We start from the raw sequence: 14,663 nt of genomic DNA, 5'->3' as shown, positions 1-14,663 counted from the left end.
CATTTGCCGGAAGTAACGAATGGAAAAATAAGTATCTAATAACTCGAAAAGAAATTTGTCCATTTTAATCCATTTGATGTTAGCTTCTTTGCAAAGCTAGTGGCAAAAACCTGCACTTTTGCAGGTTTTCTCTCTACCAAGCTGCTTCCCACCCAATTGCGCAGTTCCACGACCTGCACCGGGAGAGGCGCCGCTGGGAAAGTGGCTGTCCCCCTAAGCCTAACAAAGTGTCGCGACTTTCTCGGGCGGCTTGCACGTTTGCATGCGTCTCAACGAGCAAAACCTGCACTTTATACGAAAATAGAACGCAGTAGTCCTGATTATTTTCATTCTGTGGGGTGACGTCCACGACGTCATGGGGGTTTTCGCAGGCTTTCTCCGCGCAACCAGGCAGCCAGGCAGCCAGGCAGCCGGGCGGCCAGGCTCTGCGCGCGAGCTTCTCAACTGCCTGACTTTCGCCGATTTTCCGTGCACGGCTGTGCTGATATGGGCAAGTTTTTACAAAGTCTGCGAATGGCCGGTGATGTTGGCGATGTCGGGCATCCATGTTCCCGGGGGGAATTCGTCAGTCACCCGCAGGGTGATTTTTTTTGATGCAGGATGATCCATTTGCGTCAAAAAGCTTCCATGCAACTCCTCTTGTTTGTAATTTGCCGATCGGATTTCATATTGTAGATTCCGTTTGTTGCGAAATTGTCGATCCAATTCCAAAATGGTTTCATTGAATTGACCGCATGATCCGATATAATGAAATACAAAATGGTTCTAAGCTGTGTGTTTATTATGAGGAGCGTCGGATATGCGGACCTTTTTAAAATTCAGCAATAGTGTAGCGTTTAAGTGGATCATTTCCTACGCCGTGATTATGATTATTCCTCTGATCGTCAGTGCGGTCGTCTATTTGCAAACAAAACAAATTGTCGAATATGAAATTCGCCGGGCCAGCAATGCGATGCTGAATCAAGTTAAATTTATTGTTGATAATGAGCTGAAACAAACGGAGAAGCTGGCCGCTCAGCTCTCGATTCATCCGGATATCAAAAAATATCTGGAGCTCGATGACGATGCGGAGCCTGAGCATGCTTTTCAAATCTACAAAACCGGACAGGAACTCAGCAAATACAAATCCATTAACGATTTCATTAACGGAATTTACATTTATTCGGTCAAGCTGGATAAGGTGTTGACGAACGAAACGTATGCGGAAGCCAAGTTGTTCTACGATGTGAACCATCGGTCCCCGCAATTGACCTATGACAATTGGCTGGCTGGCGTAAGGGAACCTGACCGCAAGAAATACCGGTTGATGCCGGTCAACGAGTCGGACAAGCCGGGAGAAACGGTCGTCTTTATGGAAGCGTTAACGAATAAAGCCGAGAGAAGGCAAGACGGGACGTTAATGATGCCGATCAACAGAAACAATATACAGCATTTGCTGGAGAACGTGGATTGGGTGAACAGGGGCAGAATTTTTATTATCGATCAAAATGATGAAATTTTGTTCCAGAACCGCAATGGCGAAATTGTGCCGAAAACGTATTTTCAATCTTTGCGCAGCTCCGACAGCATGGTTACGTTTGTGGACTCGGATACTACGGCATGGCGGTATGTAAGCGTATTTCCTTCCGATGTATTCTGGGAGCGTGCCAGAGAAATCCGCAACCTGAACCTGTTGGGGCTGTTGATTTGCTGTCTTATCGGAGCCGGAGTGATTTCCTATTTTGCCCGGAAAAATTATGGTCCCGTCCGCGAGCTGGTCCATGTATTTTCACGCTTCAAGAAGGTGAGCGAGGGGGACGGTAAGGACGAGTATGCCTTTATCCGCGAGAGCGTGCTGGCGACTTTGCGGGAGCGGGACGATATGAACAATCAGCAGTACCAGCAAGTTCGAGTGCTTCAGGGCTACTATTTGTCGCGACTGTTAAAGGGGCATGCGGAAGAATCGCTGTCCATAGAGGAAGCGGCGGGAATTTACCGTCTGCAATGGACGTCGGCGCAGTTTTCCGTACTGTTGTTTCATATGGAGTTGGGCCAAGTTGGCAAGAGAATGTCATTGGAATTGTCGCATTTTATTGTCTCCAATATTGTGATGGATCTGATTCGGCCCCGGCACGGCATCCATTTTGCGGATTTGGACGGTATGCTGGGAGCCATTGTGAATGTGAATCCGGAGCATGCAGGATGTTGGAAAGAGGATGTCGAGGCAGCGCTCTCGGAGGCGCTTGAGTTCATCGAGCAGCGTTACCGCCTGTCCTTCGTCGTCGCAGGGAGCGAATTGCAAAACGGGCTTAAAGGAATCCATCAAGGTTTCCTTCAGGCGCTTGAAGCCCGGGAATACAGCTTGCTGCTTCATGAGGACGGAGTTATCTGGTACGGGGATATTAAACAAGAGGACACGGATTATTATTATTCCATGAATGATGAGATCATCTTGATCAATGTGATCAAGAGCGGCGATGCGCACAAAGCCATCGAGCTGATGGACGATCTGATCGAGGGTATATTTAGCCATCAATCTTCAATTGAAATGATCAAATGCGCTATGATTGACCTGGCCAGTACGATGATGAAAACCATTCCTTTAGATACGCATAAATCGGCCATGTGGGAAGAGCGGCGTCCGGTCAAGCGTCTGCTGGGTTGCTCCACCCGCGCCGAATTCAGGCAGGAGCTTCTGGAGATCGTATCTCTAGTCTGCGAGCGCGCCCATGCGAAAATGTCCCAAATGAGCAATATGGGCATAGGCAGTCAGGTGGAAGAGTACGTGAAAGCCAGCTTCTCCGATGACAATCTAAGCGTCTCCATGATCGGGGCGCACTTCGGCATTACTCCCCAATATGTGTCCAAAGTTTTTAAGGCGCATGCCGGTCAAGGGCTGCATGACTATATTAGCCAGGTCAGAATCAGTAAGGCGAAGCTGCTGCTGGATGAAGGGGCCTCGATCGACGAGACGGCGCTTAAGGTCGGATTTACCAGCAGCAGCGCCTTTATCCGGGTGTTCAAAAAATATGAAGGCATAACGCCGGGCCGATATAAAAGTTTGCCATGATCAGCAAAAACCGGCATTAACTAAAAAGACGATAGAAGTCAAATTGACAATCGTCTTTTTTTGCATTTCGTCAACCGAGTTGCGAAATTGAACATTGCCGGCATCGGGCGCTTGGATTACATTGAGAAAGCGGTTAATCAAGGCACAAATCAAATGATCAGGGGGATTGGCTCATCATGAAATCAATAAGCAAAGGCAAGCTCCTTAGTTCCGCAGCTCTCATTGCAAGTTTCGCGCTGATGGCGGCGGGATGCACCGGAGGCCAAAGCAATGAAGGGGCGCCGGCGGCAAATACGAGCGGCAAGAACGCAAACTTTACGTATCCGATGCAGGGAAATATCGAACTAACTTATATGACGGAATCGCTTGGCGGCATCCCCGAGAAAGTACAGATTGATGAAGAATACCAAAAGCGTACCGGAATCGCCATTAAGCATCTAGGCGGCACACCGATGAAAGACCAAAAGTTCAGCCTGCTGCTGGCAGCCGGGGAGCTGCCGGACATATTCCTGAATACTTGGCTTCAATATCCGGGGGGACCGGAGAAGGCGGTGGAGCAAGGTTATATTTTGAAGCTTAACGATTACATCGATCAATACGCTCCCAACCTGAAGAAAGCGCTGCAGGATAATCCGGAGATCGATAAAATGATCAAAACGGACAACGGCACGTATTATGCATTCCCGTTTATTCGTTCGGAAGCCGGTCGCGTATACGGCGGGCCCATTATCCGCAAGGATTGGCTGGATGAGCTGGGGCTGGGTGTTCCTGAAACGATCGATGAGTGGTATACCGTGCTGAAGGCGTTTAAGGAGAAAAAGAACGCTGCGGCGCCGGTTACTTTCCGTACCATGTTCTTGGGAGAGCGTACCGGAGGCTTTGCGGGCGCCTATGGAGTGATGGGCAACTACTATGTCAAGAATGGCAAAGTCGTCTACGGCTACTTGGAACCGGAATATAAGGAATATCTTCGAACGATGAATAAGTGGTATAAGGAAGGCTTGATCGATAAAGATTTTGCATCGATCGATGCGGCGACGGTCGACAAGAAAATGACGTCCCAGGTGAGCGGAGCGACGTTCGGTTGGCAGTTTTATATCGAAAAGTACAATTCGACCGCGCAAGCCGCCGACCCGAAGGCAAACTATGTCGCCGCGCCGTATCCGACACTCGTAAAGGGCACCAAGCCGGAATTCGGCCAGCTTGATAATGCGTATGCGGGCACAAGCTCCGCAGCGATCTCGGCGAAAACCAAAAACATTGAAGCAGCGATGCGCTGGCTGGATTATGCTTACTCCAAGGAAGGCAGCATGCTGAATACGTTCGGCATTGAGGGCACTACATACGAGATGAAGGATGGTAAGCCTGTATATACGGATCTGGTCGTTAAAAATCCGAAAGGACTCGGCAGCGACCAAGTCATGATGCAGTACGCTCATGGCACGAACTTCCCGATGATCCAGAAGGATAACAACCTGCCGACGAAGTACAAGCAGACGACCGATGCGATTGATATCTGGAAAAATACGAATCACGCGAGCCATTTGCTGCCGCCGGTGACGCCGACTGCGGCGGAATCGGACGAAATGGCCAGCATCATGAACGATATTAATGCGCTGGTGAAAGAGGCGGAGTTGAAAATTATTTTGGGCGCCGAGCCGGTCGACAACTATGATAAATACGTTCAGCAAATGAAGAGTTTGGGTATCGAACGCGCGCTGAAGATTCAACAGGATGCGTATGAAAGATATTTAAAGCGGTAATGAAAGCCGAGGCTGGGGACCGCCGCTCGCTAGACGCAAGCAGCGGTCCTTTGTTCTGAGCGGATTTGGGACTGTGCAAAAGGAAGGTGGAGCAATGACCAGCTTATTAAGGAAAGATTTCATACGCAACAAGTGGCTGTACGTCATGATGATCCCTGTCATCGTCTACTACATTGCCTTTCATTATGCGCCGATGTATGGCGCGATCATCGCCTTTAAGCAGTTTGTGCCCGCCAAGGGGATACTTGGAAGCGAGTGGGTGGGCTTTAAGCATTTTAAAGAATTCTTTTCCAGCATTTATTTTTTTCGTGTGATCAAAAATACGATCTTGCTCAGCATGAGCAATCTGCTTTTCGGATTTCCGGCGCCTATTATTCTTGCTTTGCTGTTGAATGAATTAAAGAGTCCGCTGTTCCGCCGCATTACGCAAACGATTACGTACATGCCGCATTTCATTACGCTGGTAGTGGTCGCCGGCATTATCCGGTATTTTACCCTGTCGGATGGTTTGATCAATGATGTGATCGCCTTCTTTGGAGGGGAGCGGGCATCGTTCCTGCAGCAGCCGGAGTCGTTCCGGTCCATCTATGTGATCAGTGAGATCTGGCAGCAGATAGGCTGGGGAACGATCATCTATCTCGCCGCGATATCCGGCATTGATCAGCAGCAGTATGAAGCCGCCAAGATCGACGGCGCCACGAAGTTCCGCCAAATCTGGCATATTACGCTGCCGGGCATCCTGCCTACCGTCATGATCATGCTCATTCTGGCGCTGGGCAACTTGATGAACGTCGGCTTTGAGAAGATCATTCTTTTATACAGCGCAAGCATTTACGAAACCGCGGATGTCATTTCCACTTTCGTGTACCGCAAAGGGATTTTGGAATTTAACTATGGATACAGCACGGCAGTAGGATTATTCAATTCCGTGATCAATTTCATCATTCTTCTGATGGCCAATCAGTTCAGCAAGCGGGTCAGTCAGAACAGCTTATGGTAAGGAGGGGGACCCGCGATGAACCGACCCACACTCGGAGAACGGATATTTGATGCAGCCAACTGTTTAATTATGGTAATATTGATTTTAGCGACGTTATACCCTTTGCTGTATATTTTGTTCTCGTCTTTAAGCGATGGCAGCAGGCTGATCTCATTCGACGGCATTTTGCTCTGGCCGCAAGGATTTTCGCTGGATGGCTACAAAGCCGTTTTTAGCAATGCCACCTTTCTTCAAGCTTTTAAAAATACGTTCTTCGTCCTGTTCGTTGGCGTGGCGATTAATCTGACATTAACGTCGCTCGGCGCTTATTTTCTTTCGAGGGACGATGTGTTATTAAGCAGGCCCATTATGTTCTTCATCGTATTCACGATGTTTTTTCAGGGCGGACTTATTCCTTTCTATTTGATCGTGAAGTCCTACGGGCTTACGAATACGTTATGGGCGTTAATTCTTCCGTCAGCCATCAGTACTTTTAATTTAATCATTATGCGAACGTATTTTCTGGCTATTCCCAAAGAACTTGAAGAATCGGCCTTCTTGGACGGAGCGGGGCATTTCACCATTTTGTTTCGTATTTTCATCCCTCTATCCATGCCTGTAATAGCCGTTATGATTTTGTACTATGGGGTAGGGCATTGGAACAGCTGGTTCAACGCGATGATCTTCCTGCGCGATCAACATTTATTTCCCGTTCAATTGGTGGTCAGGAACATTTTATTGGAGAACGACAATGCGAATATGATCGGGACGACAACACTGATGCAGAGTCAGAGCGTTGCCGAGACACTCAAGTATGCGGCGATTATCGTTACGACGGCTCCGATCTTATTGTTGTATCCGTTTCTGCAAAAATACTTTGTGAAAGGAGTCATGGTCGGTGCATTGAAAGGCTGATGTGCCTGGAAGCGGCACGGACATGAATGACTTGAGGGCAGACGATGAGTGTAAAAATAAAAACGGTTATCGACGCGTTAATAGCTCCGGTCGGCAAGCTTGAGCAAACCGTCGATACGCTGAAGTTCGGCCATCCCGACACAGAGGTGACGGGGATTGTGACCGCCTTCATGCCTACGCAATTGGTCATCGAGCAAGCGATACGGCGGGGAGCGAATTTGATTATTGCTCACGAAGGGCCGTTCTTCTCGCATCATGATAGCGCAACTCATAAGGAAGACCCGGTGTACGAGGAGAAAAGGAAGCTTTTGGAATCCTCGGGCATCGCGCTATTCCGGTTCCACGATTACTGGCATCGCTATACGCCGGATGGCGTCATGGAGGGCTTGATTCAGGCGCTCGATTGGACCCCGTACATTCGGAAGCATGATGCTGCGGCCTCCGTCCTGCATATTCCCGCAGATACGGCAGGCGCAATCGCGGAATATGTGAAGAAAAAGCTGGGAATTGCTTTTGTAAGAACGCAAGGCGACCTCGGGATGAATTGTTCGAGGATCGGCTTGCTTGCGGGATACCGAGGCGGAGGTCAGCATACGCTTCCTTTATTTTACAAAGAATCTCTGGATCTTATTTTATACGGGGAAGGGCCGGAATGGGAAACGCCCGAGTATGTGAGGGATGCGGTCTATCAAGGAAGACGCAAGGCGTTGATCGTCCTCGGTCATGCTGAAAGCGAAGAGCCGGGTATGAAGCTCCTGGCCGACAAGCTGACAAGCATGTATCCGGATATTCCCGTTCACTATATCAAAGAACGTCCGATTTTCCAGATTGTGTAAGGTGGGAGAAACCGAGTGAGTCTAACAATGGGAATGATGGGAGAGGACGGCAGCAGGTTATGAATATGAAAATATTATTTAACGACGGATGGGAATTTGCAAAAAGCGGCTTGGAAGCGACAGATTGTGCCGGTCTAACGTTCGATCCCATTGATATTCCCCATGATTGGCTTATCTACGATACGCTTAATCTTTATGAAAACAGTATTGGCTGGTATCGCAAGACATTTATTTGCGCCAAAGAAGATAGGCAGCTTTTGCTATGCTTTGACGGTGTTTATATGGATTCTTCCGTCTATGTGAACGGGTGGTTTGCAGGAGAATGGAAATACGGGTACTCCTCATTCGAACATGACATCACAGCTGCCGTCGTCGAAGGGGCGAATGAAATTATCGTAAAAGTCGTGCACCAAAGCCCGAGCAGCAGATGGTATTCGGGGGCGGGCATCTACCGCAATGTATGGCTCAAAACAAGAGATAACAATCATATTGCAACGGATGGCGTTTACATAACGACGAAAAAGACGGACGACGGCTGGCAGGTCGAAGTAGATACCGAAATGTGCGTGCATGAAGCTGTGCAAATTTCGCACACAATCCTGTACAAGGATCAAATGATTGCCGCCGTATCAGAGAAGGTTGATACAGGAAACGATATTCGAACAATGAGCCGACTAAGTCTGTTTGTTGAGAACCCTTTGCTATGGAGCACGGATGAGCCCAATCTCTATCGGCTGATTACCAGATTAGAGCTGACAGCATCGAATAGTGAAATTGAAAACATATCCCACAATATCGGGTTTCGGAGCATTGAGATGTCCCCCAGCCAAGGACTTCATCTGAACGGTAAAAAGATGAAGCTGAACGGAGTTTGCGAACATCACGATTTAGGTGCCTTAGGAACGGCGTTTAACAAAACGGCGATGAAAAGAAGGCTTGATATTTTGAAAGAAATGGGTGTCAACGCAATACGGACGACCCATAATATGCCGGCCCCGGAATTGATGGATTTGACGGATGAGATGGGAATACTTGTCGTCTCGGAAGCTTTTGATATATGGGAAAGACCTAAAACCAAGTTTGACTACTCAAGATTTTTTAAGGACTGGGCTTCTGCCGATGTGAAGAGCTGGGTGATGCGGGACCGGAATCATCCGAGCCTGCTGATGTGGAGTATCGGAAATGAGATTTACGATACTTATGCGGATGAGAGAGGGCAAGAAATAACCAGGATGCTAATGGACGAGGTCGGGATTTATGACCCGAAAGGGAATGCAAGGGTCACGATCGGCTCGAATTATATGCCTTGGGAAAATGCTCAAAAATGCGCTGATATCGTTAAGGTCGCAGGATACAATTATGCGGAAAAATATTATCATAAGCATCATGAAGAGCATGAAGACTGGATTATTTATGGCAGTGAGACATCCTCTGTCGTGCAAAGCCGCGGCATCTATCGTTTCCCGTTCGAAAGATCCATTCTTGCCGATGACGACGAACAATGCTCCGCACTTGGAAATAGTCCGACGAGCTGGGGGGCCAAATCGGCGGAAGCATGCATTATCGCAGAAAGGGATACGCCGTTCTCCCTCGGTCAATTTATATGGACCGGATTTGATTATATCGGTGAACCGACTCCGTATCATACGAAGAACTCTTATTTTGGACAAATCGATACGGCTACATTTAAGAAAGATTCCTATTACATCTATCAGGCGGCATGGACGGATTACAAGACCAGTCCGATGGTCCATATTTTTCCTTATTGGGATTTTAATGACGGCCAGATGATTGACGTTCGCGTCTGCTCGAATGCGCCCAGAATCGAATTGCAGCTGAATGGCGTTCGGGTAGGAACGCATGATATCGATCATCAACACGGTACGCAGCTTGTCGGCTGGTGGAAGATTCCTTATCAAGACGGCGAATTAACTGCAATAGCCTATGATGAAGCTGGCCGTATTCTTGCTGCCGACAGCCAAAAATCGTTTGGCGATGCGAAGAAGATCCGTTTGGCCGCGGATAAAGAACGGCTTCTGGCCGATGGCACAGATCTTATTTTCGTAGAAATTACAATGGAAGATGAGAACGGGCATACCGTAGAAAATGCGAATAATCAAGTGCATGTTGAAGTGACTGGGGCAGGCCGGCTGCTTGGTTTGGACAACGGGGACAGTACGGATTACGATCCGTATAAAGGATTGAGCAGAAGGTTGTTCAGCGGTAAGTTGATGGCTATTATCGGATCGACGCTTACGCCCGGAAACATTCAGATCAAAGTATCTTCGGCAGGAATGAATAGCCGGACAGCGGAATTCGAGTCTCTCCCGGTTGAGGCTCGGACAGTTGCGGGTATTTCCGCGAATACCCGGAATCATGAGCTGCCGTGCGTCATGGGCATGGGAAGCGGCGAAGAAATACCGGTTCGCAAGATTGAAATCATTAGCGATTCCGGGCAACGGTTCGATGAAACGGCCAAAGATATGAAGGTAAGGGCAAAACTGCACCCTGCTGACACCACTTATCAGGAAGTCGAGTGGAGCGTGGTGGATGCTGCAGGGATTGTGTCCAATATCGCAAAGGTGGATGCGGCCGGCTGCGAAGCAAAGGTCACCGCGCTGGGGGACGGCGAGTTCCGTCTTCGCTGTACAAGCAGAAATGGCAGCGACAAGACCAGGATCATATCGCAATTGGAATTTACGGTTGTCGGGCTGGGCACAGCTTACCTCGATCCTTATGGTTTTATATCCGCAGGCCTTTACGATTACAGTAAGGGGGATGTCGGCAACGGGAATGAAAGAGGTGTAGCCACCAGCAGGGAGGGCGAAACTCAAGTCGGCTTTCATCAAATAGACTTCGGCCCCTATGGTTCCGACACGATCACCATCCCCATTTTTGCTTTAACGAGCGAAGAGTACCCCCTGCAAATTTGGGAAGGAGTGCCAGGGGAGGACGGAAGCTCACTCTTGGCGGATGTCGTCTACCAAAAACCAACGAAGTGGAATACGTATCAAGAAGAAACCTATCATCTGTCCAAGAGACTTCGCGGCATTTCTTCGATTTGCTTCGTCCTTCGTCAGAAGGTGCATATTAAAGGATTTTCCTTCCGGCAAGGGAGCAGAGCCTTCGAGCTTAATCACGCGGCGGAATGCGACCGCATATATGGGGATACATTTGAAATTACAGGAACAAGTGTAGAGGGGATAGGCAACAACGTTTCCCTGGAATTTGAACATTTCGATTTTACCAGTGATGGCGCAACAAGGCTTGTTGTGTTCGGCAAATCGCCTATCGATAAAAATACGATTCATATCCGCTTCGCGAACCATAAAGGTGAAAGCAACCGGATTGTTGATTTTACTCAGTCCGACGGGTATGAAGAGCAAGTTTTCGACTTGGAAAAGATTACAGGCGTTCAAAAAGTAACTTTTATTTTCCTGCCGGGATCCAATTTCGATTTTGGCTGGTTCCGTTTTGAGAAATAAGGCTGATAATGGTTCTTGAATCCACAGATGGAAAGGCGCGGTGATCTCCAATGAGTCATGTCGAAATACTTTCGATCAATATAGGTAAACCCCAACAGATAAGCTTTAATCATAAAGAAATTTCAACCGGAATATTCAAACGGCCTGCGAACAGATCCCTATTTTTATCGAGTCTGAATTTCGAGGGGGACGGCCAAGCGGATCTGGTTCATCATGGCGGCAAGGAGAAGGCCGTATGCGTCTATCCTTACGAACATTATCCGTACTGGGAGAAGGAATTACAAAGAACTTTGGAATACGGCGCATTCGGAGAAAATTTAACGATCCGGGGACTACTCGAAGCGGATGTCTGCATTGGCGATATATTTGAGCTGGGCGAATCGATCGTGCAGGTCAGTCAACCACGGCAGCCTTGTTATAAATTGTCCGTAACATACAACTTGCCCGATATGCCGCTAAAAGTGCAGGAAACCGGTTATACAGGCTTTTATTTTCGCGTTTTGCAAGAAGGAGTCGTACCCGCATCCGCCTGTTTAAGAAGAATTGCCCGCCATCCCAAAGCAATAACGGTTTCCTATGCGAACCGTATCATGCATCGTGAGAAAGATCATATCGCAGGTATTAGAAAAATTCTCGAAGCGGAAGAGCTGTCGGTAAACTGGAGAGCAACGTTTTTAAAACGTTTGGAAGGGAATGAAGCGGATTCCCGGGAACGATTAACCGGTAATAAATGAACAGCCGCTTCATTTATTTTCCTCCCTAAAAACGTCAAATATCGCACAGAAGCAAACAATATTAGAACATCAACCAAGATAATCGGCTTATCATTTGGCCGCTCTGGGGATTCGGATTCCGATTACAGTGCCTCTGCCCGGAAAGGAATGAATCGAAACTCCGTAAGCGGGGCCATATTTTAGCTGTATGCGCTTTTGGACATTGGGCAGGCCCAGCGATTCGTGCTGACTTGCTTCGTCATGTGCATTTCCGGACTTAAATGCGTGCTCGAAGCTTTTTTGCTTATGTTCGTCGATTCCGGGTCCGTTGTCCGCAATTTCGATGATAAGGTCTTGCTCCTCGGCGTAGGCGGTTACGATGATAGCTCCGTTCCCTCCGCGAGGCTCGATTCCGTATTTCACGGCATTCTCTACGATGGGCTGCAGAGTCAGCTTCATGATTCGGGAATCCAAAAATTTTTCATTGATGACAACTTTGCTTTCAAAGCTTTTGGGGAATCGAATGTGAATAATTTCCAAGTATTTCATAAGAATCGAGAGCTCGTCTTTCAGCGTGACTTCCATATTGGCGAAACTGGCCGCGTAACGGTATACATCGGCTAAATTTTGCGCAAGCTTTTCCGTTAACGGATTATTTTCCAAACACGCAATGCCGCTGATGATGCCGAGCGTATTGTAGAGAAGGTGCGGATTAATCTGATTTTGCAGCGCTTGAATGGCGGCTTCCTGTTGATGCAATTGCAGCTTCATCTCTTTCATTTCCAGTTCGGCTACCATTCTTAACGAATCGTTCAATTGTTCCACCATCTTATTGAAGCTGTAGCTCAGAATTTGAAATTCGTTGATTTCGGAGTTTAGCTCAACTCGAACATTCAAACCGCCTCTGGCCACCGCCTCCATGGCGGATTTCATTTTTTTTACCGGTCCGACAAAACTTTTCAACACTAGCGGAATGACCGCCACGAGACAGAGAATGATGATAACGACCGTGATCAGTGAAGATTTGATGGCCGTATTCAATCCGCTCGCGATTTCTTGATAGGGGACAATGGCCACGATGTTCCATCCTGTTTGTCCGGATTTTGTAACATCCACCAAGGATTTTTTGCCGTTCCACTCCTGGATGCTCGATTGCCCGTCCAATTGCAGAGACAGCGTGTTGAGGCCCGTATCGCTTCGGGCCTTCCCTACCCATCTTTCATCCGGATAATAGATCACATTCCCTTCCGGCGACAGCAAAAAGAAAAACCCGCTCTTGCCCAGATTGGACTTTTGGAACGTGGCGTTAATTTCGGCAAGGGAAAATTCAATGACCAGGTTCCCTATTAAAGAAACATTTTGAGAACTGTACACGGGAATCAGCATGCTCATAACCGGCAGATTATTCGTCGAATTTCTGTACGTTGGCAATGTTTTGGTTTGCGCCGTCGGCGTTTCCAAGTACCAAGGTTTATTGGCGTACATCGTTTCACCTTTATTGAGGGCAATGATACGCTTATCGGAAGAAACCAAGTACAGATTGACGATCTCCGGATAGTTAAAAGAGATATAGACTTCCATTTCCTTCTGCAAATCCGTAACTTCTTGCGGAGTTAGTGGGGCGCCGCTTTCCAGCCACTTCTGAACCAACTGTGTAGTGATCAAGGTTCTCGTCGATTGGGCCATTTGCTTTAAATAAAATTCAAGGTGATAGCTAAGACGTTCGGAGGCCTCTCCAGTAATGGTTTTGAAATCCTGCTTTACCGCTTTGTTATAAAATAAGTAAGAAAAACTGGCCATCAGCAGGACGACCAGGATGGAAAGGCACATGAAAAGGGTATACATTTTTACAGCTATGGAAGAATTACGAATGAAGCCCTGTCTCATACTCCCAGGCTCCTCTTATACTCGTTGGGCGAAAGTCCCGTTATCGTCTTAAACAACCGGTTGAAGTAAGGCAGCGTCGAAAAGCCCACCATATCGGCGACTTCGTAGATTTTCAAATCCGTCTCAAGCAGCAGCTGCTTCGCCTTATCGATCCGGTATTGGTTCAAATAGTTGACGAAGGAATCGCCGGTATTTTTTTTGAAAATGACGCAAAACCGGGAGACGCTTAAATCAGCGATTTCGGCAATTTGAGACAGTGTAATTTCTTTCATATAATTTTTTTGCACATATTCTTGAACTCTTTTCATAACCAGATTCGGATTTTGGCTGGGAGCGGTTTCAAGATGCCGAAACCAATTTTCCAATAAGGAATAAAAGTATTTAAGAATCGCTTCCTTGTCTTGTCCGTTGATGGAGGCCCATTCCGCTCGCTCCCCCGTATGGCCGGTCTGTTCATACAGCTTGTCCGACAAGATACGCAGCATGCCCATTTTCTCGCCATGTGCCGCATGTTTGACGGTTAAGACGGATTTAATCAGCTCGGATAATTCGCGCCAAGCTTTTGGCCGGTCAAAGGAATCCAGCTTATGAATAAATTCATGGATGAGCAGCCAATGTTCCCGGTGCCGGTGAGAGCGCTGCATAAATTCCACGGAATGTGTAAGGGCTTTCTTTATTTTCTCTTCTGAAATCGGCTTAAGGACATACTCGGCAACCCCATACCTCATCGCCTCTTGCGCATAGGAAAAATTATCATACCCGCTAATAATGATCGGCGCGACAGACACTTGATATTCATACACTCTTTGCAGCAGTGCCAGCCCATCCATCCCCGGCATCATAATGTCGGTGATCAGCACGTCCGGCCACAATTCATTCATCAACTTCCACGCTTCTTCGCCGTCTCTTGCTTCACCGATAACTTTAAATCCTTCGATTCTTTCAATCAATTCAATGACCTGATTCCGGATCCAGAATTCATCTTCCGCAACAAGCACCTGATACATAGGAGCACCTCATTTGCTGATCGAACTTT

General features: G+C 47.7%; 9 protein-coding genes. 7 read left to right on the top strand and 2 right to left on the bottom strand.

The genetic code is table 11. From position 1 onward, the window contains the following. Window positions 1-799 precede the first annotated feature (799 nt). The 7 genes from AC6RNO_RS13220 to AC6RNO_RS13190 all read left to right on the top strand — a co-directional run bounded on the left by AC6RNO_RS13220 (window position 800) and on the right by AC6RNO_RS13190 (window position 11,761). The gene (locus AC6RNO_RS13220) at window positions 800-3,049 is read left to right on the top strand and encodes a helix-turn-helix domain-containing protein (RefSeq protein ID WP_497105712.1); all 2,250 of its coding nucleotides are present in this window, start codon (window positions 800-802) and stop codon (window positions 3,047-3,049) included. A gap of 176 nt (window positions 3,050-3,225) precedes the next feature. Then, the gene (locus AC6RNO_RS13215; protein WP_474681270.1) at window positions 3,226-4,812 is read left to right on the top strand and encodes an extracellular solute-binding protein; all 1,587 of its coding nucleotides are present in this window, start codon (window positions 3,226-3,228) and stop codon (window positions 4,810-4,812) included. Between the two features lie 94 nt (window positions 4,813-4,906). Then, a complete protein-coding gene (locus tag AC6RNO_RS13210; protein WP_474681269.1) occupies window positions 4,907-5,812 on the top strand; it encodes an ABC transporter permease in 906 nt (301 codons plus the stop codon). 15 nt (window positions 5,813-5,827) lie between these two features. Further along, a complete protein-coding gene (locus tag AC6RNO_RS13205) occupies window positions 5,828-6,706 on the top strand; it encodes an ABC transporter permease subunit (protein WP_497105711.1) in 879 nt (292 codons plus the stop codon). 44 nt (window positions 6,707-6,750) lie between these two features. Continuing rightward, window positions 6,751-7,542, top strand: a complete 792-nt coding sequence (locus tag AC6RNO_RS13200; protein ID WP_497105710.1) for a Nif3-like dinuclear metal center hexameric protein — start codon at window positions 6,751-6,753, stop codon at window positions 7,540-7,542. Between the two features lie 59 nt (window positions 7,543-7,601). Further along, window positions 7,602-11,027: a glycoside hydrolase family 2 TIM barrel-domain containing protein gene (locus AC6RNO_RS13195; protein ID WP_497105709.1), complete on the top strand. Its 3,426-nt coding sequence runs from the start codon at window positions 7,602-7,604 to the stop codon at window positions 11,025-11,027. Between the two features lie 50 nt (window positions 11,028-11,077). Beyond that, on the top strand, window positions 11,078-11,761 hold the full coding sequence (locus tag AC6RNO_RS13190) for an MOSC domain-containing protein (protein ID WP_497105708.1): 684 nt from the start codon (window positions 11,078-11,080) through the stop codon (window positions 11,759-11,761). A 90-nt stretch (window positions 11,762-11,851) separates the two neighbouring features. Here the strand turns inward: AC6RNO_RS13190 and AC6RNO_RS13185 are convergent, their stop codons facing one another. Further along, the gene (locus AC6RNO_RS13185) at window positions 11,852-13,627 is read right to left on the bottom strand and encodes a cache domain-containing protein (protein ID WP_497105707.1); all 1,776 of its coding nucleotides are present in this window, start codon (window positions 13,625-13,627) and stop codon (window positions 11,852-11,854) included. Continuing rightward, entirely contained in the window at window positions 13,624-14,634 is a 1,011-nt protein-coding gene (locus tag AC6RNO_RS13180) for a response regulator (protein ID WP_497105706.1), read from the bottom strand. The genes AC6RNO_RS13185 and AC6RNO_RS13180 overlap by 4 nt, the downstream gene beginning before the upstream one ends. Window positions 14,635-14,663 lie beyond the last annotated feature (29 nt).

The organism is Paenibacillus sp. sgz302190, from assembly GCF_059820445.1.
The sequence above is the reverse complement of the archived record's forward strand: the minus strand, read 5'-3'. Positions and strand labels throughout refer to the sequence as shown.